Here is a 22185-nt window from a genome sequence, read left to right on the forward strand (position 1 = left end):
GCTCAGGCCTTGCGGTCGATCATTCCCGACAACAGGCCCAACAGCTCCAGCACCCGGGGATCGCGGACCGCATAGTAGATCGCCTTGCCATCGCGCCGGGTCGAGACCAGTCCTTCCAGCCGCAGCCGCGCCAGTTGCTGGCTGACCGCCGCCTGACGCTGGCCAAGCAGGTCTTCCAACTCGGTCACCGACCTTTCGCCCGCGGCCAGATGGCACAGAATCATCAGCCGACCTTCATGGCTCAGCGCCTTCAGAAAGGCGGCGACCGGAGCGGCATGCTCTGCCATCCGCCCGGCAAGTCCGCCGGATTCGGGCGTTCCGATCTTGTAAACTGCATTATCCAAGGTGAACCGATCCAGTGACATAACCATCCTCACACAACCAAACATTGCATAAAGATATCATGTTCGCCTGCAAGTCACGACAGTCCCTTGCCATTGATACCATCTGCCGCGCAAGGTTCCGCCGAAACGACCCATAAGGACCGACATGCTTCGCCCCTCTGCCTTCACCGCGCCCGGCCACTTCTGGCGCGGGAACCTGCACACCCATTGCACCAATTCCGACGGGGTCCTCCCTGCCGAGGAAGTCTGCCGCCGCTACAAGGCCGAGGGCTATGACTTCCTGGCGATCACCGACCATTTCATCGGCATCTACGGCTATCCGATGACCGACACGCGGCCCTACCGCGACGCGGGCTTCACGACGCTGATCGGCGCGGAACTGCACTCCGGCGCGCAAACGAATGGCGAGCTGTGGCACATCTTGGCCGTCGGCCTGCCCGATGATTTCGCGCCCCCCGCCACGACCAGCTTCGTCGCCGAACCGGGGCAGGAAACCGGCCCCGAGATTGCTGCCCGCGCCGTCGCTGCCGGGGCCTTTGTCGCCATCGCCCATCCGCAATGGTCGGGGCTGACGCTGGCCGATGCCCGCACGATCGAGGCCGCCCACGCGGTCGAGATCTACAACCACGGCTGCGCCACCGGCTGCGACCGTCCCGACGGTGCGGGGATCGCCGACCTTTTGCTGACCGAAGGCCGCCACCTGACCCTGATCGCCACCGACGACGCGCATTTCCACGAGCCGGACCATTTCGGCGGCTGGGTCATGGTGAAATCGACCGAGAATACGCCCGAGGCGCTGCTGGCCGCCCTGAAACGCGGCGATTTCTATTCCAGTCAGGGTCCGCAGATCCACGACGTCCGGGTCGAGGGTGACACGGCCTATGTCGAATGCTCGGCTGCCGCATCGGTCGTGGCTCTGGGTTGGGGCACCGGCGCGCGGAGTGTGCACGGCCATTCCATGACCCGCGCCGAAGTGCCGCTTGACCGCCTCCTTGGGTCCCCCTGGGTCCGCATCTCGGTCATCGATGCGGCCGGAAAGCGCGCCTGGTCAAACCCGATCTGGCGCGAAGCCGGCAAGAACCCCCGCATCCTGTAAAGCGGGTACCCCCGGGCGTTCCCCCTCCCCCGCGGGGGAGAGGGCGCCGGGGTGAGGGGGGCTGCCACCCGCCCACCGTCCGGGGTCGCCTCGTCACGCGATGGTCTGGCTCAGCCGTGCCTTCCGGGCAAAGAACACCGGGACCGCGGTCCCCGACCGGTCAGAGCCGCCGCCCTTCAGCATGCCGATCCGCCGCAACATCGGGTCTTCGCGCCGCATCGCCCGAAGGCACCAGTTGAGAATTGCTTTCGATCCGGTCATGGCGCTCTCCCTCCGCGGTTTCGTTAACTTATTACTCATCCAGAAGTTGAGTTCGACGTGGCCGATCCAAGGAGATTTCCAGCGAAGATCATGGCGATATCGTGAACTGCGGCAGAGACGGGGACGATCCTACCCAATCGCTCTGGTTGTTTCGTCTTCTGGCAAAGGCTGGCCGGAAAACCTGCTCGCCACAGCGGGACTTGCGCCGTTCGGCCCCATGGCCGACACTGCGGTCCGGGAGAAAGCCGATGCCCGACCGCGCGATGATCACAGACCCGGACATCTACTTTGCCAAAGGGTGCGGACGTTGCGACCGCTATGCCACGGCCGACTGTTCGGCCCGCCATTGGCTGGCCGGCCTTGTCAGCCTGCGCCGCATCTGCCGCGACGCCGGCCTGAGCGAGGTCGCGAAATGGGGCCACCCGGTCTACCTGCACGCGGGCCGCAACATCGCAATTCTGGGCGCCTTCCGGGGCGATTTCCGCCTCACCTTCATGAACGCGGCGCTTCTGAAGGACCCCGAGGCAATCCTGGAACGACAGGGGCCCAACACGAAGCACCCGGACTGCATCCGCTTCACCGACAATGATGCCCCCACCGCCGTGGAGCCCACGATCCGTACCTATCTGGCCGAGGCGATGGCCTACGCCGAACAGGGTCTTCTTCCGGCGAAGGAGCCGACGGTCGTCGACCTGCCGCCCGAACTCCTCGACGCACTCGATGCCGACCCCGAACTTGCCGAGGCCTTCGCGGGCCTGACCCAAGGGCGGCAGAAAAGCTTCGTTCTCTTTCTGAACGATGCCAAGACCACCCCGACGAAGCTTGCCCGGATCGAGAAATCCCGCCCGAAGATCCTGGCCGGGAAGGGCGCCACCGAGCGCTAGTCTGGCAGCGTGGGCATGACCCTGGCTCAGCCACCTGCCAACTGACTGCCGTAGCGGCGAAGCTATGCCGGCTCCCCGCCAAGCTCTTCCCAGAAATCGGCGCGCAGATTGCGGTGGGGAAACGGCTCATCCGGCACGGAGACGCCCAAAAAGGCGCACAAAGGCTCCCAGCCCTCGGCCACATCGAAGATCAGGAGCCGGTTCGCGGGCAGGGCCTCACGCACCTCTTCGGTGCGCTTGCGGTAGGCGGCCAGTCCAACCTCGCGGTCGTCCAGTACCCCGCCGAAGGTGCCTTTGCCGGCAAGCTCGTTCCAGGCCAAAAGGACATCGCGGACATGCGGTGGCATCGGCAGGGTGTCCAGCCGCGCAATCAGCTTCCCGATGGTCCTGTCGAAGCTGGTCCACCATTTCTCTTCGGGACGGACGGTGTGGACCACCTTCGCCTTCGGGAAAGCCTCGGCCAACTCGCGCCAGACATGCGCACCGGGCCAGTCCACCTGCGACTGGTAGTGCGCGAAGACGGCGGTCCAGTCGACCGGCTTGCCGGCGGCCAGCGCCTGCCAATCCGCCACCTGGCTGGGATCGGCGACGATCTCATGCATGTGGTGACAGGGGCCAAAACCTAAGCGTTCCAATGCGACTTTCAGGGATTTCGTTCCTGTCCTGCCAAATCCCGAGCCGATCACGTCAAGTGCCATGTCTCGTCCTCCCCTTAGGATGGGACGACGGTCCGCCTCAAAGCGTCCTCTGTCTAGTACTATGCGAATACCACTATGCAGCATCGCGCAGCCTTGGCATGGTAAACGCAACCTGAAGACCCGCGCTCAACCTGTTGAAAACGTTGACTGGACGGGGCCGTCCCGCGTGGGCAGCCTCCCGCCGGATCAGTTCCCCAGAATCCCGGGCAATCGCAACCCGTGCTCCTTCGCGCAGTCGATGGCCGTCTCATACCCCGCATCCGCGTGCCGCCAGACCCCCGAGGCCGGGTCGTTCCACAAGACCCGCTCCAGCCGCCGCGCCGCCTCGGGCGTGCCGTCCGCCAGAATGACGACGCCGGCGTGCTGGCTGAACCCCATCCCGACCCCGCCACCGTGGTGGATGGAAACCCAGGTCGCCCCCGAGGCGGTGTTGACCAGCGCGTTCAGCAAGGGCCAGTCGCTGACCGCGTCCGATCCGTCGCGCATCGCCTCGGTCTCCCGGTTCGGGGACGCCACCGACCCGCTGTCCAGATGGTCCCGCCCGATCACGATGGGCGCCTTCAACTCCCCGCTCGCGACCATCTCGTTGAACATCAACCCCGCCCGGTGCCGGTCGCCGAGGCCGATCCAGCAGATGCGGGCCGGAAGACCCTGGAACGCGATCCGGTCGCCCGCCATGTCCAGCCAGCGGTGGAGGTGGGCGTTCTCGGGGAACAACCTTTTCATCGCCGCGTCGGTCTTGCGGATATCTTCCGGATCGCCCGACAGGGCCACCCAGCGGAAGGGGCCGATCCCCTTGCAGAAGAGGGGGCGGATGTAGGCCGGGACGAAACCGGGGAAGGCGAAGGCGTTCTCCAACCCCTCCTCCTTCGCGACCTGGCGGATGTTGTTGCCGTAGTCCAGGGTCGGGACCCCGGCGTTCCAGAAGCCCACCATTGCCTCGACATGGGCGCGCATGGAATGCCGTGCGGCGGCCTCGACCGCTGCCGGGTCCGTCTCCTGCCTGGCCCGCCACTCGCCCACGGTCCAGCCCAGCGGGCAGTAGCCGTGCAGCGGATCATGGGCGCTGGTCTGGTCAGTCACGATATCCGGCCGCACCCCGCCCGCCTTCATCCGGGCGAGGAGTTCCGGGAAGACCTCGGCCGCGTTGCCCAGAAGGCCGACCGACTTCGCCTCACTGCGCGAGGTCCAGTCGGCGATCATCGCCAGCGCCTCGTCCAGCGTCCGCGCCTTCGCGTCGACGTAGCGGGTGCGCAGGCGGAAATCGATGCGGGTCTCGTCCACCTCGACCGCCAGGCAGCAAGCCCCGGCCATCACCGCGGCCAGAGGCTGCGCGCCCCCCATCCCGCCAAGGCCGCCGGTCAGGATCCACTTCCCGGTGAGGTCGCCGCCATAGTGCTGCCGCCCGGCTTCCGCGAAGGTCTCGTAGGTCCCCTGCACGATCCCTTGGGTGCCAATGTAGATCCATGACCCCGCGGTCATCTGGCCGTACATCATCAGGCCTTTCCGGTCCAATTCGTTGAAATGCGCCCAGGTCGCCCAGTGCGGCACGAGGTTGGAGTTGGCAATCAGAACCCGCGGCGCGTCTGTGTGGGTACGTACGATGGCGATGGGCTTGCCGGACTGGACGACCAGGGTTTCATCCGCCTCGAGGTCCTTCAGGCCCGCGACGATGCGGTCGAAATCCTCCCAGGTGCGCGCGGCGCGGCCAATGCCGCCGTAGACGACCAGTTCGTGCGGGTTCTCCGCCACGTCGGGATGCAGGTTGTTCATCAGCATCCGCATCGCCGCTTCGCCGCCCCAGGTCTTGGCGGTCTTTTCCGGGCCGGTCGGGGGATAGATGTCGCGCCGGTTGTGGCGGGGGTTCGTCATGGTTTGGCTCCTTGGCGGGTGGAGACCCCGGGGGCGCTTCGCCCCCCGGACCCCCAGAGGATATTTGTTGGACAGATGAAATCAGAGCATAGGAAGGGGGGTGCCAGTGGCATGGGAGAAGGAGCCTGCGGCCACGAGGGCGGCGGCGCGGGCGAGATCGGGGGCGAGGTAGCGGTCATCGCCGAGGGCGGGGACTTCGACGCGGAAGGCCTTGATGGCCGCCTGCAGCGGGGCGGAGGTTTTCAGCGGCGCCCGGAACTCCACGCCTTGGGCCGCGCACATCGCTTCGACCCCCAGGATGACGTTCAGGTTCTTCACCATCCGCCGCAAGCGGCGCGCGCCGTGGGCGGCCATGCTGACGTGGTCTTCCTGGTTGGCGCTGGTGGGCGTCGAGTCGATCACCGTGGGATGGGCGAGGTGCTTGTTCTCGCTCATCAGGGCAGCCGTCGTCACCTCGGCGATCATCAGGCCGGAGTTGAGGCCGGGCTTTGGCGTGAGGAAGGCGGGCAGGTCGAAGGACAGCGTCGGGTCCACCATCAGCGCCACCCGGCGTTGGGCAATCGCGCCAATCTCGGCGAGGGCCATCGCGATCATATCGGCTGCAAAACCAACGGGTTCGGCGTGGAAGTTGCCACCGCTGACGATCTGGCCGTCCGACAGTACCAAGGGATTGTCGGTGGCGGCGTTCGCCTCGATCTCCAGCGTGCGGGCGGCCATGCGGAGGACGTCCATCGCGGCACCCGTCACCTGCGGCTGGCAGCGGATGCAGTAGGGGTCCTGCACGCGGGTGTCGCCCTCGCGGTGGCTTTCGCGGATTTCCGACCCTGCCAGCAGGGCCCGCATGGCCGCCGCGGCATCGATCTGGCCGGGCTGGCCGCGCAGGGCGTGGATCTCTGCCTCCAAGGGTGCAGTGGAGCCCATGATCGCGTCGGTGGACAGCGCGGAGATCACGAGCGCCTCCTGTGCTGCGCGCCAGCCTTGAAAAAGACCGGCGAGAGCATAAGCGGTGGAGAACTGGGTGCCGTTGATGAGGGCAAGACCCTCTTTCGCGCCCAGGGTGATGGGAGAAAGCTCTTTCATCGCAAGGGCTTCCGCGCCAGATTTCACCTTCCCGTCCACCATGGCCTCGCCGTGGCCGATCATCACGGCGGTCATGTGCGCAAGGGGTGCGAGGTCGCCCGAGGCCCCGACGGACCCCTGGTCGGGAATGATCGGGGTAACGCCCTGGGCCAGCATCGCCTCGATCAGACCGACGACCTCCAGCCGCACTCCGGAGGCACCGCGACCCAGCGACAGGAGTTTCAGCACCATCATCAACCGCCCCACGTCTTCCGGCATCGGAGCGCCGACGCCGCAGCAATGGCTGAGAATGAGGTTTTTCTGCAGGGTTTCGGTATCTTCCGGGGCGATCTTCACTGATGCAAGCTTGCCGAAACCGGTATTCACGCCGTAGACCGCCGCGGTTCCCCGCGCTGCTGCCGCGATGTGGCTGGCGGCACGTTCAATCCCGGGGCGCGCGCTGTCGTCAAGCCGGGCGGGACGTTGCTGGCGGAAGATTCGCTCAAGCTGGGCGAGGGTCACCTGGCCGGGGATCAGGGTTTCAAGCAAGGCGGCCTCCGAAAATGCGGGTGTGAAGCGGGGTGGCGCCGATGCGGTAGGCCAGTTCCGCCGGGTGGTCGGCGTCCCAGACGCAGAGGTCGGCGCGCAGACCCGGTGCGATGCGGCCGCGGTCGGACAGACCCAGGGCACGCGCCGCATGGACGGTGGTACCCAGAAGCGCCTCTTGCGGCGTGAGGCGGAACAGCGTGCAGGCCATGTTCATCGCCAGGGTCAGCGAGGCAAGCGGCGAGGAGCCCGGGTTGAGGTCGGTCGCCACCGCCATCGGCACGCCGGCTGCGCGGAGGGCTGCGATCGGGGGGGTTTGCGTCTCGCGCAGGGTGTAGAAGGCGCCGGGAAGGATCACCGCCACGGTCCCGGCCCGGGCCATTGCGGCGATGCCGTCGGGGGAGAGGTACTCCAGATGATCCGCCGACAGCGCCCCATGGCTGGCCGCGAAGGCCGTGCCGCCCTGATCGGTCAACTGCTCGGCGTGCAGTTTCACCGGCAGGCCAAGCGCGCGGGCCTCGGCGAATAGGGGTGCGAGGTCGTCCACCGAAAAGGCGATGGTCTCGCAGAAGGCGTCGACGGCATCTACCAGACCCTCGGCATGGGCGGCACGCAGCGAGGGAAGGGCCACGTCGGCGATGTAGTCCCTTGCACGGCCTTTGTATTCGGGCGGAACGGCATGGGCCGCAAGATGCGTGGTGACGACTGTCACCGGGCGCTGCTGTCCGATCCGCCGCGCCACGCGGAGCATCTTTAACTCATCCTCGACGGTTAGTCCGTAGCCGGATTTCACCTCGATGGTGGTGGCACCGCTGGCGATCAACTGGTCGACGCGGGGCAGGGTCTTGGCCAGAAGCTGATTCTCGGACGCCGCGCGGGTGGCCGAGACGGTCGACAGGATGCCGCCTCCAGCGCGGGCAATCTCTTCGTAGCTTGCCCCGTTGAGGCGCAGTTCGAACTCCACGGCGCGATGTCCGGCGAAGACGGCGTGGGTGTGGCAGTCGATCAGGCCCGGCGTGACGAGGCGGCCCTGAACGTCCTCTGCGGGAAATGCGTGATAGGCGGTGGGCAGGTCCGCCATCGGCCCGGCCCAGACGATCCGCTCGCCGTCCAGGGCCAGGGCGGCGTCCGGGATCAGGCCGTAGCCGTCGGTTCCCGACCGGGTGTCCATCGTCGCAAGAGTGGCGTGGGTCAGGAGCATCGGCTTGCCTTATGCGTGGTCTATTGGCTAATATGTCTAGACATAATCCCAAGTCAAGCGAGTCGCCATGATCCTTCACGCCGCCACTGCCTTGCTGCCGGAAGGCTGGGTGAAGAACGTTCGCATCCGCGTGGATGGGGGCCGGATCGCCGAAGTCACCACGGGTGTGGAAGGGCGCGGACATGGTTGCCTCTTGCCCGCTCCGGTCAACCTGCACTCCCACACCTTCCAGCGGGCGATGGCCGGGCTGACCGAGGGGCGCACGGCCGGACAGGACAGCTTCTGGACCTGGCGTGCTCTGATGTACCGCTTCCTGGACCGCCTTTCGCCCGAGGATGTGCAGGCAATCGCCGCGCAGGCCATGGTCGAGATGGCCGAGGCCGGGTTCGCGGCGGTCTGCGAATTCCATTACCTGCACCACCCGGTCGGGGGCGGCACCTATGCCGATCCGGCCGAGATGTCGGGTCGGATCGTTGCGGCGGCCTCGGCGACCGGGTTGGGCCTGACGCTTCTGCCGGTGATCTATGAACAGGGCGGGGTCGATGGCCGTGCGCTGGCGGGCGGACAGTTGCGCTTTGGAGCTTCGCCAAAGGTCTATGCTGCGGTGCTGGAGGGGGCGGGACGGGCGCTGGCGGGGACGCCGGACGCGGTGCTGGGGGTTGCGCCGCACAGCTTGCGGGCGGTCAGCCGGGACACGCTGGCCCGGGTGGCGGACCTTGTGCCGGATGGACCGGTGCATATCCACATCGCCGAACAAATGGCGGAAGTGGCCGAGGTCCGGGCCGCCTGGGGAGCGCGTCCGGTCGAATGGGCGATTGCAAACCTGGGCCTCGATGCGCGCTGGTGCATGATCCACGCGACCCAGATGACGCCTGCCGAAACGGCGGCCTTGGCGCGAACCGGGGCTGTCGCGGGACTGTGTCCGATCACCGAGGCAAACCTGGGGGACGGGATCTTCGACGCGCCGGGCTGGCTGGCGTCACAGGGGGTGTTCGGCGTCGGGACGGACAGCAACGTGCGCATCTCGCTGGCCGAGGAGCTACGGCTTCTGGAGTATTCGCAACGGCTGAATGGCAAGGCGCGGGCGGTGATGGCGGATCACCGATCGACCGGGCGGCTGTTGTGGGACGGCGCTTCGCAGGGCGGTGCCCAGGCTTCAGGGCGGGGGCGAGGCAGGATCGCGGTCGGCGAATGGGCGGACCTGCTGGCGCTGGATACCAACGATCTGCGGCTGGAGGGGTTGCAGGGCGACCAGCTTCTGGATGCCTTCATCTTTGCCGGGCGGGACGGACTTGTCTCCGACCTGTGGTCCGCCGGGCGTCACATCGTGAAGGAGGGCCGGCATGTCGCCCGCGACGCGGTCCAGACCGGCTTTCGCGCCACGATGCGCCGGTTGCGGGACGCGCTGTGAACGGCTGGGAGGACATTCGCGCCGAGGTTCTGCGCCGCATCCGCGCCCGCGACTGGCCGCCGGGCGCGCTGATCCCCGGCGAGGAGGCTTTGGCCGAAGAATTCGGCGTGGCCCGCGCCACGGTGAACCGGGCGCTGACCACGCTGGCCGAGGCGGGGGTGATCGAGCGAAAGAAGCGGGCCGGGACACGGGTGGCAGAGCTGCCGGTCAGACGGGCCAGGCTGGAGATCCCGGTGATCCGGCTGGACGTTGTCGCCCGCGGCCTTGCCTACGACTTCAAGCTTCTGGAGGACCGGCTTGCCCCGGCCCCGGTCCCGGTGACCGCCCGGCTGGGCCTGCCCGAGGGGAGTCCGATGCGCTATCTTGAAACCCTCCACCTGGCCGGGGGCCGGCCCTATGTGCTGGAAACACGCTGGCTGAACCCCGAAGTCCTGCCCTCGCCCCTGCCGGATTTCGCCGCGATCAGCGCCAACGAATGGCTGGTCACGCATGTCAGCCTGGTCTCTGGTGACATCGCCTTCACCGCCGAACCCGCCGGTCCGCGCGAGGGGAAGGTCATGGGGCTGACCCCGGGGACGCCGCTTCTGGTGGCGGAACGCACGACCCACGGGATCGCGGGGGCAGTGACCTGGGTCCGCCTTGCCCATGCGCCGGGGCATCGCGTGCATATGCTGTTCTAAGGCTGGGCACCCGCATCCCTGATGCGTCAGCTGCCCCGCCGATGCGTAAACCGGGCCTCCGTTAGGGCGATGAACCGGCGCACCGTCTCAAGCCCTGCCGCTTCCTTTGCGCGCAATAGGTCGATGACCATATGGCGCGTCGCGTCGGCATGGGCGAGGTCCTGCAAGCCATAGGCTACCCCGAATCTGGCCACGGGATGTTCCTTCACCCACGCCTCGCGTGACGAATAAAGGCCGGGCACCACCACGCTGCGGCAGCCGCAGATCGCGGCGTACTGCGAGTAAAAGCTTGCCTCGTCGTAGGAATAGAACACCTCACAGCGGTTGAAATGCGCGGCGATGTCTTCATGTGAAAGCCCGTCGATCTGCACCGCATCGGCCGTCTCGGGAATACGCGGCTTGTCCGAACCTTTGCGAACCAGAAAGCAAGCCCCCGTGCGGTCTTTGCGGCCTTCTTTCTGGTATACTGGGTTGATCTTCCACAGGAACAGGTCGGGCGCTCCTCCGGTAAGCTCGGGCAGGTCAGACATCTCTCCGGCACGAAAGAACATCTCGTCCGGACCAAACTGGAACGGATCGCGCAAGCCTGGTCGGTACAAAAGCCAGCGCACCACGTTTCGCGCTCGCAGCGGATTTCCCAGGACGATCTCGGGGTAGGCCACAATGCTGTCCGGCGTAAGGTCATGGCGCGCCGCGACAGGCACGTCGGACCCAGGCGCCATCACGAAGGCCCGAGGTCTCCAAAGCAGCGAAGGGCGACGCAGGACGTCATGCAGGCGCCCAGGCCAGTCCCCGCTTGGACGGCGCGTGATCGGCCAAAGAGCGGCTGGTGCCCCGAGGCTGTTCAGCGCGCGCGCAAGTTCGTGCAGGAAGATCGACCCGCCGCTATCGGGACTGTAGGGCGGGGCGACGATCAGATAGCGCGGCGTCATTCCTGACCGCCCGATCCGTCGCCGGTCAGATAGGTGGCTTCAAGTTGCAACAGATCCTGACGCCGTTCCTTGATCTTCCGCGCGGGCATCCCTGCCAAGATCGACCAGGGCAGGCAGGATTTCAGCACCAGCGACCCCGCCCCGACGGCAGACCCGTCGCCTAGCTCCACCCCCGGCGCGATGATCGCGCCCGTGCCGACGATCACATGCCGACCGACGCGCACTGGCAGGCGCATTTCTTGCTTGAACCAGGCGGGGACGGTGGGGTTGGTCATCGTGGCCCCCGAGTAATCGTCCGACTGGGCGAAAACCGTGACACGGTAGGCAAGGCCCGAAAAGTCCTCCAACCTTATGCCGGGAGTGCCACCCGCGACAAGGCAGAAGGGCCCGACATGTACGTTGCGCCCGATCTCGACAAGGCCCGAGACGACGCAGAAATCGTCAATCCTGCTGTGGTCACCAATCCGCATCTGATCGGCGCCATAGATCGCCGCCTTGTCCGAGATGCGGACATTCTTGCCCAGACTGGCGAAGTCCATTTTTTTCAATGCGTCTTGGGTCAGATAGGCCAACGCGCCCTCGCTAATTCTGCCTGACGAACAGGTAGTCCCGCGCCAGCGCTATAATCTCGTCGACCCCGTCATCCTCCAGCGCCCAGAACATCGGCAGCCGAGCCAAGCGGGCCGAAGTATCATCGGTCACCGGCAGCGGGCCATCTGCCCGACCATAGCGCAGTCCCGCGGGGGCGGAATGCAGCGGTACATAGTGGAACGGTGTGACAACCCCCCCGGCGCGCATATGGGCGATGAAGGCGTCGCGGTCCTCGATATCACGCAGCAGAAGGTAGAACATGTGTCCGTTGCCCGATACCCCTTGCGGGACATGTGGCATCCGAACGCGGTCCACATCTTCGAGATCGGCAAAACCCGCACAATAGCGGTCATAGATCGCCAACCGGCGGGCGCGGATCGCCTCGGCCATGTCCAGCTGGCCTGCCAGGAATGCTGCAATCAGCTCTCCCGGCAGCATGGATGAGCCGAGATCGACCCAGGTGTACTTGTCCACCTGACCCCGCAGAAAACGTGACCGGTTTGTGCCCTTCTCGCGGATGATCTCGGCGCGTTCGATCAGATCGGAGCGCATAAGCGTCAGCGCGCCGCCCTCGCCGCTGATGATGTTCTTGGTTTCGTGAAAGCTGAAGGCCGCCATGTCCCCAAGCGATCCCGCAGCGCGTCCGTTAAGGGTCGAGCCAAGTGCTTGCGCCGCATCCTCGACTAGCATCAGCCCATGATCACGCGCGGTTTCCGCAAGCCGGTCCATCGCCGCCGGAAAGCCCGCGTAATGGACCGCGAAAATCGCTTTCGTACGAGAGGTGACGGCACGGGCGGCAGCCTCGGGATCGATGTTCAGCGTCTCGGGATCGATGTCCACAAAGACCGGCACCGCCCCGCGCAGCGCCACCGCATTAGCCGTCGACACGAAGGTGAAGGAGGGCATGATCACCTCATCCCCCGGCGCGAGGTCGCACAGGAGGGCCGCCATCTCCAGCGCGGCGGTGCAGGAATGGGTCAGTAACGCAGCGTTCGCCCCAGTCATCTCGGCGATGCGCTGATTGCACGCTTTAGTGAAGGTCCCGTCGCCCGAAAGTTGGCCCAGATCGACTGCCGCCTGCACATTGGCAAGCTCGCGGCCCAGGATCGACGGGCGGTTAAAGGGGATATTCAGCATCGGGGCGGGCCTTGCCTTTCAGGAACGGCATCCCCTCCTTCTCACCAGTAGAGCAGGCTGGGTCAAGAACCAATGGTTGTACGAACGGCATCCGCATCAGTCAGCCGAAATGCCGGGCAACCAGTAGCGTCAGCTTGCGGTGCAGCGGCAGCGTGCGGTGGCGGATGTGCAGCGCGGCAAAGACGGGCTGGCGAAGATCGGGTGCATCTGCCACCGCCATGAAGCGTCCCCCGGCGATAAGCTCATCAGCGGTCTTCTCCAGCACGTAGCCCGAACCCCCCATCGCATTCAAAAGCGAGACGACGGACCCCGACTGCCCGACGGACACCGGAGAGGTCGCGAGGTCAGGGGTAAGCTGGCGGTGCATCTCCTCGAAAGCGGGGGAGAAGTGGGCGAAGACAAAGCGGTCGGGCCGAACCTCGGCAAGGTGCGGGGTATCGGTGGAGATCATGCGGTAGGTCACGTCTCCGACGCTGTCGAAATGCAGGTCGGGATGCGGCTTGGGGCTGAACATCACCGCGAAGTCCAGGATGCCGGTCAGAAGGTCGGCGCACATCTGGTTGGAATAGTCGGGCTCGATGTAGAAGGCGGTCTGGGGAAAGGCCGCACGGAACTCGGCCACCCAGTCGCCGAGGTAGACGGCGGCAAGGTCGTTCTGGATGCCAAGGCGGAGGAGTTGCGCGGCCCCTTGGGGGATCTGGATGCGGCGCTTGGCCTCGTTCCATTCGTGGCGAAGGGCGCGGGCGTGGGGCTCGAAGCGTTTGCCTTCGGGCGTAAGATCGGTCCCGGCGCGCGAGCGGTCGAAGAGGCGCTGGCCGACCGCTTGCTCCAGAGCAGACACGCGTGCGGAGACGGTGGATTGGGTGATCCGCAGCCGGTCCGCGGTGCGGTGAAAGCTGCGGGTCTCGGTAAGGTCGAGGAAGGTGTCGAGGAGATCGATCTGCATCGTGGCACCTCATGGCTGGCCCTTGGGGTTTTCCACCCCCGGACCACCGGAGGATATTGGCGGAAAGAGAATGGGCTGTGATCGGGTTTATCGATCAATAGCGCACGTCCGGCCGAATTGAAAGCCTGCGCCCGTCGGCTGATAGTGAGTGCAATTCTGGGGGGCGGTCATGGCTGAATTTGCGCAGGCGCGGGTGGTTATCATCGGCGGTGGGGCCGTCGGGGCCTCGGCCTTGTATCACCTGGCGAAGGCGGGGTGGACAGACTGTCTTCTCCTGGAAAAGAACGAGCTGACGGCGGGGTCGACCTGGCATGCGGCGGGGAACGTGCCGACATTTTCGGCCAGTTGGTCGATCATGAACATGCAGCGCTATTCGGCCTCGCTTTACCGCGGGCTGGGCGAGGCGGTCGGCTATCCGATGAACTACCATGTGACGGGATCGGTGCGGCTGGGACACTCGAAGGAGCGGCTGCAGGAGTTCAAGCGCGTCGTCGGCATGGGCCGGTATCAGGGCATGGACCTGGATATCCTGACGCCAGACGAGATCACCTCGCGCTATCCGTTCCTCGAGACGCATGACCTGGCCGGGGCCCTGTACGACCCCTATGATGGCGACATCGACCCCGCGCAGTTGACACAGGCGCTGGCCACGGGTGCACGGAAGCTGGGTGCGCGGGTGGAGCGGTTCTGTCCGGTCACGGCGGCGGAGTGGACCGGCAAAGAATGGGTGCTGACCACGCCGAAGGGAACGGTGCGCTGCGAATACGTGGTGAACGCGGGCGGCTACTATGCCGCACAGGTTGGTGCCATGTTCGGACGCCGGGTCCCGATGATGGTGATGAGCCATCAGTACATGCTGTTCGACACCATCCCCGAGCTGGAAGCCTGGACGAAGGAGACCGGCCACAAGCTGCCGCTGTTGCGGGATGTCGACAGCTCCTACTACCTGCGGCAAGAGAAGATGGGCTTCAACCTCGGCCCCTATGAGAACCCCTGCCGCGCGCATTGGGCGACGCCGGACGATCCGATGCCCGAGGATTTCAGCTTCCAGCTTTTCCCCGACGATCTGGAGCGGCTGGAGTTCCATATCAACGACGCGATGGCGCGGGTGCCGCTTCTGGCGCAGGCGAACCTGACCAAGGTGATCAACGGCCCGATCCCCTATACCCCTGACGGAAACCCCCTCATCGGCCCGATGCCGGGGGTCCCGAATGCCTTCGAGGCCTGCGTCTTCACCTTCGGCATCTGCCAGGCGGGTGGTGCGGGCAAGGTGCTGGCGGAATGGGTGACAGAAGGTGGCACCGAATGGGACATGTGGTCCTGTGACCCGCGGCGCTTCACCGGGTGGGAGGATCACGATTACCTCGTCGCCAAGGGCAAGGAAGTCTACGGCCACGAATACGGCATGCATTTCCCGATGGCGCGCTGGCCTGCGGGTGGGGATCGTCGGCTTTCCCCGGTCCATGACAAGCTGAAGGCGCTGGGCGCACAGTTCTCGCCCTACAACGGCTGGGAGCGGGCGGAGTGGTTTGCGGCACCCGGCGACGATACCGGCTGGGAGGCGACGCAGACCTGGGGCCGTGCCGGTCCCTGGCAGGTCCGGATCAAGGCGGAATGCGAAGCGGTGCGCGATGGGATCGGGGTCCTGGACCTGCCGGGCTTCACCCGGCTGCGGCTGGTTGGGCCGGGCGCACGGGCGCATCTGGCCTCGCTGACCGCGTCGAAGCTGCCACAGCCGGGGCGGATGGGGCTGATCTACTTCGCGGACGACCGGGGCCGGATCGTGACCGAGATGACCTGCATCCCGGCCAGCGACGACGACGTGGGCGTCATCACCGCCGCCGTCGCGCAAAGTCATGACGCCGACCTTCTGCGCAAGGGTTTGCCCGAAGGGGTGGTGCTGGAAGACTGGTCGGACAGGATCCACTGCTTCATCGTCACCGGCCCCAAGTCGCGCGACCTGCTGGCAGGGATCGCCGAAGCTGACCTGACGCTGCCCTGGCTCTCGGTCCAGTTCGCAGCCAAGGTCGCGGGCCGTGACGTGGCTCTGGTTCGGGTTTCCTTTGCGGGGGAACTTGGCTGGGAAATCCACTGTGACCGCGAGGATGCTCCGGCGATCTATGACGCCCTGCTCGCGCAGGGCGCGACGCCCTTCGGGATGAAGGCCCTGAACGCCCTGCGCATCGAGAAGGGCTACCGGGCCTGGAAAGGCGATCTTTCCACGGACTATTCGCTGCTGGAGGGCGGGTTGGAGCGGTTCATCGACTGGGGCCATGACTTCCCGGGCAAGGCGACGCTGGCGGCGGAGAAGCAGCGCGGAGTGAAGAAGCGCTTCGTTTCGCTGAAGGTGGACGCGCAAGAGTGTGACGCGCCCTATATGTCGACGCTTTGGCACGACGGGCAGGTGGTAGGCGAGACGACCTCGGCTGCCTGGGGTTACCGGGTCGGGCATTCGATGGCGCTGGGCATGTTGCGCGCGGAGCTTGCGGTGGCGGGAACCGAGGTCGAGGTGGAAATCTTCGGCGACCGGGTGAAGGCCGTGGTGCTGCCCGACGGTCCGGCCTGGGACGCGAAGAACGAGCGCATACGCGCGTGACATCCGGCGGACCGGGGGTTTCACACCCCCGGACCCCCGTGGGATATTTTTGCAAAGATGAAAGACCTGAGTGATGGCTGAGATTCCGGTGAAAGCGCGGGCGGTGGTGATCGGGGGCGGGGTCTCGGGCTGTTCAGTGGCCTATCATCTGGCCAAGGCGGGCTGGACCGATGTGGTGCTGCTGGAGCGCCGGAAGCTGACCTCCGGAACCACCTGGCACGCGGCCGGGCTGATCGGGCAGTTGCGCGGGTCGGCGAACATGACGCGGTTGGCGAAGTATTCCGCCGATCTGTACCGCGGGCTCGAGGCGGAGACCGGGGTTGCCACGGGGATGAAGCAGGTCGGGTCGATTTCCGTCGCTTTGACGGCGGAGCGGCATGAGGAATTGCTGCGGCAGGCCACCGTGGCGCGGATTTTCGATGTCGAGGTGCACGAGATTTCGCCGTCCGAGGTGAAGGCGCGCTATCAGCATCTTAACATCGACGGAGTCGTCGGTGCTGTGGCCTTGCCGCTGGACGGCCAGTGCGACCCGGCCAATATCGCGATGGCGTTGGCCAAGGGCGCGCGGATGCGGGGGGCTAAGATCTTCGAGGGCGCGCTGGTGACGAAGGTCACGACTGCCGGGGGCCGCGTGACGGGCGTCGACTATGAGACCTCCGAGGGACCGGGGCATATCGAGGCCGACGTGATCGTCAATTGCGGTGGCATGTGGGGCCGTGACCTTGCGGCGCAGAACGGGGTAACCCTGCCCCTGCACGCGTGTGAACACTTCTACCTCGTCACCGAACCCGTTGACGGCCTTAAGGATTTGCCGGTCCTGCGGGTGCCGGATGAATGTGCCTACTACAAGCAGGACGCCGGCAAGATGATGCTGGGCGCCTTCGAGCCCAAGGCCAAGCCCTGGGGCATGGATGGCATCCGCAAGGACTTCGAGTTCGACACGCTGCCCGAGGATTGGGATCACTTCATGCCCATCCTGGAACACGCGATGAACCGGATGCCGCTGTTTCAGACCGCGGGCATTCACACCTTCTTCAACGGACCCGAGTCCTTCACCCCCGACGACCGCTACTACCTTGGTGAGGCGCCCGAGGTGCGGGGCTATTGGATCGCGGCCGGATACAATTCCATCGGAATCGTGTCGTCCGGCGGCGCGGGTCAGGCGCTGGCGCACTGGATCACCGAAGGCGAGCCGCCCTTTGACCTGTGGGAAGTCGACATCCGCCGCGCCCAGCCGTTCCAGAAGAACCGGCGTTATCTGCAAGAGCGGGTGACCGAGACGCTGGGGCTTCTGTACGCCGACCACTTCCCCTACCGTCAGGTGGTCACCTCGCGCGGGGTGCGGCGGTCACCGATCCACGAGCATCTGAAAGCGCGCGGGGCGGTGTTCGGCGAGGTCGCGGGTTGGGAACGCGCGAACTGGTTTGCCAATGCGGGGCAGGAGCGGGAGTACCGCTACTCCTGGAAGCGGCAGAACTGGTTCGACAACCAGCGCGCCGAGCATATGGCGGTGCGCGAAGCGGCGGGTCTGTTCGACATGACCTCGTTCGGCAAGATCCGGATCGAAGGTCGTGACGCCTGCGCCTTCCTGAACCGGATTTCGTCGGCCCAGATGGATGTCCCGGTGGGGCGGATCGTCTACACCATGTTCCTCAATGCCAGCGGGGGGATCGAGGCAGACCTTACCGTGACGCGCCTCAGTGAAACCGCCTATCTGGCTGTTGTCCCTGGCGCGACGCTGCAGCGCAACCTTGCTTGGATGCGCGCCCATGTCGGTGACGACTTCGCGGTCATCACCGATGTTACTGCGGCGGAGTCGGTGTTGTGCCTGATGGGGCCGCTGGCGCGAGAGGTGCTGGCGAAGGTTTCGCCGAATGACTTCAGCAACACTGCGCATCCCTTTGGGCAGGCAAAAGAAATCGAGATCGGCATGGGCTTGGCCCGAGCGCACCGCGTCACCTATGTGGGTGAACTGGGATGGGAGCTGTATATACCGACCGACCAGACCGCCCATGTGTTTGAAAGCCTGATGGAGGCGGTCCCGGACCTGAAACTCTGCGGCCTGCACACGCTGGACAGCTGCCGGATCGAGAAGGCCTATCGCCACTGGGGCCACGACATCACCGATGAAGATCACGTGCTGGAAGCGGGCCTCGGCTTCACCGTCAGCCGCAAGAAACCGGCTTTTGCGGGCCGCGACGCGGTGCTGCGGCGCGAAGAGGAAGGGCTGGGCCGCAAGATGCTCCAGTTCCGCCTCAAGGACCCGGAACCACTGCTGTTCCACAACGAAGCCATTGTCCGCGATGGGAAAATCGTCGGTCCGGTCACTTCGGGCAACTATGGTCACTTCCTGGGTGGTGCGGTGGGTCTCGGCTATGTCCCGGCCAAAGGTCAGACGGACGGCGACCTTTTGTCCTCGACCTACGAGATTGAGGTCGCTGGCCAGCGCCACGCCGCCATCGCCTCGCTTGCTCCGATGTACGACCCCGTCAGCGAACGGGTGCGCGCATGACGCTGGCCAAGCGCCACCAGGCGTTCCACGACCTGCACCAGTCCGGCTGCTTCGTCATCCCGAACCCCTGGGACCGGGGCAGCGCAAGGATGATGGCGGCGCTCGGCGCCAAGGCGCTCGCCACCAGTTCTGCGGCCCACGCTTTCACCCTGGGCCGCCCCGACCTTGGCGGTGTGACCCGGGACGAGGCCCTTGCCCACGCCGAGGACCTGATTGCCGCGACCGATCTTCCGGTATCGGGCGACTTCGAGAACGGGTTCGGCGACACGGCTGAAGACGTGGCCGAGACGGTCCGACTTGCTGCCGAGATCGGCCTTTCCGGCATCAGCGTCGAAGACACCACAATGGTCCCCGGCAATGCGCCCTACGGCTTCGATCTTGCGGTGGAACGCATCCGTGCGGGTGCTGCGGCGGCCCGTGCGCTGAACCGCCCCTTCATCTTCTGCGCCCGCGCCGATGGTGTCATGCATGGCACCTATGATCTGACGGAAGCCATCCGCCGCCTGCAAGCTTTCGAGACGGCGGGCGCGGACCTGCTTTACTGTCCCGTGCCACCCGGAAAAGCCGAACTGGCCCGGATCCTTGGATCGGTCTCCAAGCCGGTGAACGCCCTGGCAGCAGGGCCGCTGAAGACCATGACCGTTGCGGAACTGGCGACAATGGGGGTGCGCCGCATCTCCACCGGCAGCCAGATCGCGCGCCTGACCCACGCCGCCATTCGCGACGCCACCACGGCCATGCTTGCCGACGGCTCCTTCGCCCCGCTGGCCCACACCGCCAGCGGCGACGAGATCGATGCACTCCTCCTCAAGGGATCAGCCCAATGACCGACATGCCCGACATCGGCGAGACCTGCGAACCCGCCCGCAACCGCCGCTCCGGCGGCCGTACCGCCCGCGTCGCCCTGCGCTCCGCCCCGCTTGCCGACGACGTGAAGCCTGTCCGGCCGGGCCTGCCGGGCGGCCAGTACAAACCCCTGACCGAGGTCGGAGTCCAGCAGATCCACGCCGCGGCGCTGGACGCATTGGAGCAGATCGGCCTTTCGCAAGCCCCGCCCTCGGGCGTGAAGCTTCTGACCGAGGCGGGCGCGATCCTGGGCGATGACGGACGCATCCGCTTTCCCCGCGCGCTGGTCGAGGACATGCTGGCCATCGCCGCGCGCAACATAACGCTGCATGCCCGCGACCCGAAGTACGACCTGCACCTGAGCGGCACCAACGTGCATTACGGCACGGCAGGGGCGGCGGTGCACATCGTCGATCCGGTGACCCATGAATACCGGGAATCCACCGCGCAGGACCTGTATGATGCGGCTCGCCTGGTCGACAACCTGGACAACATCCACTTCTACCAGCGCACGATGGTCTGCCGCGACGTCGTCGACAACAAGGAGATGGACCTCAACACCCTGTACGGCAGCCTTGCCGGGACGGTGAAGCACGTCGGCACCTCGATTTCCGACCCGTCGCACGTCGCCGATTGCTTCGACATGCTGCACATGGTTGCGGGCGGCGAGGAGAAGTGGCTGGAACGGCCCTTCGTCAGCAATTCCAATTGCTTCGTCGTGCCGCCCATGAAGTTTGCGGAAGAAAGCTGCATCACGATGGAAGATTGCATCCGCCGTGGAATGCCGATGCTGCTTTTGTCCGCAGGGCAGGCTGGGGCGACCTCACCGGCGCCGATCGCGCTGACCATCGTGCAGGCTGTCGCCGAATGCCTGGCGGGCGTCGTCTACGTCAACGCGATCAAACCCGGTGCGCCCGCGATCTTCGGAACCTGGCCTTTTGTTTCCGATCTGAGAACGGGTGCGATGTCCGGAGGTAGCGCGGAACAGGCCCTTCTGACCGCCGGTTGCGCCCAGATGCACCGCTTCTACGACCTGCCGGGCGGGGCGGCCTCGGGCATCTCCGACTCCAAACTTCCCGACATGCAGGCCGGTTGGGAGCAGGGGATCACCAACGCCCTTGCCGGTCTTGCGGGCCTGAACATGTGCTACGAGGCGGTCGGGATGCACGCCTCGCTTCTGGGGTTCTGCCTGGAATCCCTTGTGCTGGGGGATGACCTGCTGGGCCAGACGATGCGGCTGGTCCGCGGGATTGATGTCACGCCCGATTCCACCAGCATCCAGGCGATGAAGGAGGTCTGCCTTGGCGGGCCGGGTCATTACCTTGGCTCGGACCAGACGCTGAAACTGATGCAGACCGAATACATCTACCCCAACGTCGGCAACCGCATGTCGCCCAAGGAATGGAACGAGGCCGGGAAGCCTTTGCTTCTGGATACCGCCATCGCCCGGAAGAACATGATCCTTGCGAAGGCCGGGTGTCGGGTTGACGCGGAAATCGACGCAGCGATCCGCAAGCGGTACAACATCTACTTCAACTGATCCCGCCAAAGTACGGGAAAGAGGGACAAAATGCACTACGGGTACATCGGCCTTGGCAACCTTGGTGCGGCCTGTGCGGGCTGTCTGGTGAAGGACGGCTTCAAGGTCACGGTCTTCGATCTGAACCGCAACCTCGCCGAACCTCTGGTTGCCCAAGGTGCGGTCTTGGCCACCAGCGCCGAAGACCTGGCGGCGTCGGTGGATCATGTCATCACCTGCCTGCCATCCCCTGCGGTGTCAGAGCGCGTGTTGCGGAACATCCTGCCGCACATGAAGCCGGCTGCGTCCTGGGTGGAAATGTCGACCCTTGGCCGCGACGAAGTGCTGAAACTGGCCGCCGTGGCAGAAGCAGGAGGCGTCCAGATGATGGAACTGCCCGTCACGGGTGGCGTGCATCTGGCCTACCAGGGCAAGATCACCATGCTGGCGGGCGGGGACCGCAACCTTTACGACCTGCACTACAAGGCGATGCAGGCGATGGGCGACCGGATCTTCCACATGGGTCCCTTGGGGTCGTCCTCGATCATCAAGGTCATCACCAACATGCTGGCCTTCATCCACCTGAAGGCGACCTCCGAGGCGCTGATGCTTGCCAAGCGCGGCGGGCTGGACCTGGGGCAGGCATGGCACGCGATTGCAGCCAGTTCTGGAAACAGTTTCGTGCATGAAACCGAAGGCGCGCTTATCCTGAACGGGTCCTATGACATCGCCTTCAACATCGACCTCGCGCTGAAGGACCTGGGGTTCGCATTGGGGTTCGGCAAGGAGTTCGGGGTGCCGCTGGACCTCGCATCGATGACCAACCAGACCTACATCGCGGCCAAGGCGGCCTATGGTGGCGAGGCGCAGTCCCCGATGATTGCGAAGCTGCTGGAGGATCTGCTTGGCACCGACCTGCGGGCCGACGGCTTCCCGGCGCGGCTGGAATGATGGCTTGAGGGGGCGTCGGCAACCCGTTAAGTTTCGGTAAACGCCCGCAGCCAAGCTATTGATTTTACAGCGGGTCAGCTTTTGTCCACCGTGGACAGCCGAG

19 protein-coding genes are annotated in these 22185 nt (G+C 65.6%); 9 read left to right on the forward strand and 10 right to left on the reverse strand.

Annotated elements, in window-relative coordinates; all coding sequences use genetic code 11:
* Window positions 1-2 precede the first annotated feature (2 nt).
* The gene (locus Q0C42_RS12020) at window positions 3-287 is read right to left on the reverse strand and encodes a metalloregulator ArsR/SmtB family transcription factor (protein WP_295076309.1); all 285 of its coding nucleotides are present in this window, start codon (window positions 285-287) and stop codon (window positions 3-5) included.
* A 202-nt stretch (window positions 288-489) separates the two neighbouring features.
* Between Q0C42_RS12020 and Q0C42_RS12025 the strand changes: the two genes are divergently transcribed.
* Window positions 490-1440 (forward strand): PHP domain-containing protein, encoded by a 951-nt coding sequence (locus Q0C42_RS12025; RefSeq protein WP_295075833.1) that lies wholly within the window; start codon window positions 490-492, stop codon window positions 1438-1440.
* Window positions 1441-1533: 93 nt separating this feature from the next.
* Here the strand turns inward: Q0C42_RS12025 and Q0C42_RS12030 are convergent, their stop codons facing one another.
* Window positions 1534-1701, reverse strand: coding sequence for a hypothetical protein (locus Q0C42_RS12030; RefSeq protein WP_295075836.1), 168 nt, complete (start codon window positions 1699-1701; stop codon window positions 1534-1536).
* Between the two features lie 248 nt (window positions 1702-1949).
* Between Q0C42_RS12030 and Q0C42_RS12035 the strand changes: the two genes are divergently transcribed.
* Window positions 1950-2585: a YdeI family protein gene (locus Q0C42_RS12035; RefSeq protein ID WP_295075838.1), complete on the forward strand. Its 636-nt coding sequence runs from the start codon at window positions 1950-1952 to the stop codon at window positions 2583-2585.
* A gap of 62 nt (window positions 2586-2647) precedes the next feature.
* Here Q0C42_RS12035 and Q0C42_RS12040 read toward each other — a convergent pair whose 3' ends face one another.
* From Q0C42_RS12040 to hutI, 4 genes are all read right to left on the reverse strand, one after another.
* A complete protein-coding gene (locus tag Q0C42_RS12040) occupies window positions 2648-3283 on the reverse strand; it encodes a sulfotransferase family protein (RefSeq protein ID WP_295075840.1) in 636 nt (211 codons plus the stop codon).
* A gap of 186 nt (window positions 3284-3469) precedes the next feature.
* On the reverse strand, window positions 3470-5155 hold the full coding sequence (hutU, locus tag Q0C42_RS12045; protein WP_295075843.1) for a urocanate hydratase: 1686 nt from the start codon (window positions 5153-5155) through the stop codon (window positions 3470-3472).
* An 81-nt stretch (window positions 5156-5236) separates the two neighbouring features.
* Window positions 5237-6763, reverse strand: a complete 1527-nt coding sequence (hutH, locus tag Q0C42_RS12050) for a histidine ammonia-lyase (protein ID WP_295075846.1) — start codon at window positions 6761-6763, stop codon at window positions 5237-5239.
* On the reverse strand, window positions 6756-7961 hold the full coding sequence (hutI, locus tag Q0C42_RS12055; RefSeq protein WP_295075849.1) for an imidazolonepropionase: 1206 nt from the start codon (window positions 7959-7961) through the stop codon (window positions 6756-6758). Before hutI ends, hutH begins: the two co-directional genes overlap by 8 nt.
* Window positions 7962-8028: 67 nt before the next feature.
* On the opposite strand from hutI, the gene Q0C42_RS12060 reads away from it, so the two are divergent.
* Window positions 8029-9372: a formimidoylglutamate deiminase gene (locus tag Q0C42_RS12060; protein ID WP_295075852.1), complete on the forward strand. Its 1344-nt coding sequence runs from the start codon at window positions 8029-8031 to the stop codon at window positions 9370-9372.
* Window positions 9369-10052, forward strand: a complete 684-nt coding sequence (locus tag Q0C42_RS12065; protein WP_295075855.1) for a GntR family transcriptional regulator — start codon at window positions 9369-9371, stop codon at window positions 10050-10052. The genes Q0C42_RS12060 and Q0C42_RS12065 overlap by 4 nt, the downstream gene beginning before the upstream one ends.
* Window positions 10053-10078: 26 nt before the next feature.
* Here Q0C42_RS12065 and Q0C42_RS12070 read toward each other — a convergent pair whose 3' ends face one another.
* The 4 genes from Q0C42_RS12070 to Q0C42_RS12085 form a co-directional block, all read right to left on the reverse strand.
* Window positions 10079-10984: a hypothetical protein gene (locus tag Q0C42_RS12070; RefSeq protein ID WP_295075858.1), complete on the reverse strand. Its 906-nt coding sequence runs from the start codon at window positions 10982-10984 to the stop codon at window positions 10079-10081.
* Window positions 10981-11523 carry a DapH/DapD/GlmU-related protein gene (locus Q0C42_RS12075; protein WP_295075861.1) on the reverse strand — a complete coding sequence of 181 codons (543 nt, stop codon included), beginning with the start codon at window positions 11521-11523 and terminating at the stop codon, window positions 10981-10983. The genes Q0C42_RS12070 and Q0C42_RS12075 overlap by 4 nt, the downstream gene beginning before the upstream one ends.
* Window positions 11524-11566: 43 nt before the next feature.
* Complete coding sequence (gene rffA / locus Q0C42_RS12080; protein ID WP_295075863.1) at window positions 11567-12712, reverse strand: dTDP-4-amino-4,6-dideoxygalactose transaminase; 1146 nt, start codon at window positions 12710-12712, stop codon at window positions 11567-11569.
* A gap of 100 nt (window positions 12713-12812) precedes the next feature.
* Window positions 12813-13658, reverse strand: coding sequence for a LysR family transcriptional regulator (locus tag Q0C42_RS12085; protein ID WP_295075866.1), 846 nt, complete (start codon window positions 13656-13658; stop codon window positions 12813-12815).
* A gap of 169 nt (window positions 13659-13827) precedes the next feature.
* Between Q0C42_RS12085 and Q0C42_RS12090 the strand changes: the two genes are divergently transcribed.
* The 5 genes from Q0C42_RS12090 (at window position 13828) to Q0C42_RS12110 (ending at window position 22082) form a co-directional block, all read left to right on the forward strand.
* Entirely contained in the window at window positions 13828-16254 is a 2427-nt protein-coding gene (locus Q0C42_RS12090) for an FAD-dependent oxidoreductase (RefSeq protein WP_295075869.1), read from the forward strand.
* Window positions 16255-16327: 73 nt separating this feature from the next.
* Window positions 16328-18766 carry an FAD-dependent oxidoreductase gene (locus tag Q0C42_RS12095; RefSeq protein WP_295075872.1) on the forward strand — a complete coding sequence of 813 codons (2439 nt, stop codon included), beginning with the start codon at window positions 16328-16330 and terminating at the stop codon, window positions 18764-18766.
* Window positions 18763-19593, forward strand: coding sequence for an oxaloacetate decarboxylase (locus Q0C42_RS12100; protein ID WP_295075875.1), 831 nt, complete (start codon window positions 18763-18765; stop codon window positions 19591-19593). Before Q0C42_RS12095 ends, Q0C42_RS12100 begins: the two co-directional genes overlap by 4 nt.
* Before the next feature lie 5 nt (window positions 19594-19598).
* Complete coding sequence (locus tag Q0C42_RS12105; protein WP_295076312.1) at window positions 19599-21152, forward strand: trimethylamine methyltransferase family protein; 1554 nt, start codon at window positions 19599-19601, stop codon at window positions 21150-21152.
* A gap of 30 nt (window positions 21153-21182) precedes the next feature.
* A complete protein-coding gene (locus Q0C42_RS12110) occupies window positions 21183-22082 on the forward strand; it encodes an NAD(P)-dependent oxidoreductase (protein ID WP_295075878.1) in 900 nt (299 codons plus the stop codon).
* Window positions 22083-22185 lie beyond the last annotated feature (103 nt).

The organism is Tabrizicola sp. (assembly GCF_022842145.1).
Lineage (GTDB): Bacteria > Pseudomonadota > Alphaproteobacteria > Rhodobacterales > Rhodobacteraceae > Tabrizicola.